Source organism: Lujinxingia vulgaris (assembly GCF_007997015.1).
GTDB lineage: Bacteria > Myxococcota_A > Bradymonadia > Bradymonadales > Bradymonadaceae > Lujinxingia > Lujinxingia vulgaris.
This window is the reverse complement of the sequence record NZ_VOSM01000074.1, coordinates 1-533: the sequence shown is the minus strand read 5'-3', so window position 1 is coordinate 533 and position 533 is coordinate 1. Positions and strand designations below refer to the sequence as shown.

At 62.9% G+C, this 533-nt stretch carries 1 protein-coding gene; it reads left to right on the top strand.

Going from position 1 to position 533, the window contains the following annotated elements:
* The coding region (locus FRC98_RS20945; RefSeq protein WP_230467895.1) for a type I restriction enzyme subunit R domain-containing protein at positions 1 to 533 on the top strand (533 nt) is incomplete at both ends.

The following is a 533-nucleotide window of genomic DNA, read 5'->3' as shown; positions in this document are numbered from 1 at the left end:
TCATCGTCGCGAACAAATTTCAGACCGGCTTCGACGAGCCGCGCCTCATGGCCATGTACGTCGACAAGAAGCTCTCCGGCGTCGCCACAGTCCAGACGCTCTCGCGGCTGAACCGCATCTATCCGGGCAAGACCGCCCCGATGGTCGTCGACTTCCGCAACACGCCGGCGAGCATCGAGAAGGACTTCAAGCTCTACTACTCAGACGCGCACGTCGACGGGGACGTCGATCCCAACGCGCTCTACACGATCGGAGAGCGGCTCGACGACGCCTTCTTGAACGACGATGGCGGCGAAGCCATCGCAAAGGCCCTCTCGCCCATCAAGAACCGCTGGAGCGGTCAGTGGCGGCAGGCGAGGCTGGCCAAGGACAAGGCGCAGAAGGAGGCATTGGAAGGCTTCCGCGCGGATGTGCTCAGTTACCGCAACGCCTGGCAGTTCCTCAGCCAGATCGTCGATTACCAAGACCCCGAGCTGCACCGCCGCGCAATCCTCGCGACCCTGTTGGGACGCAATCTCCACACCGATGGCAAC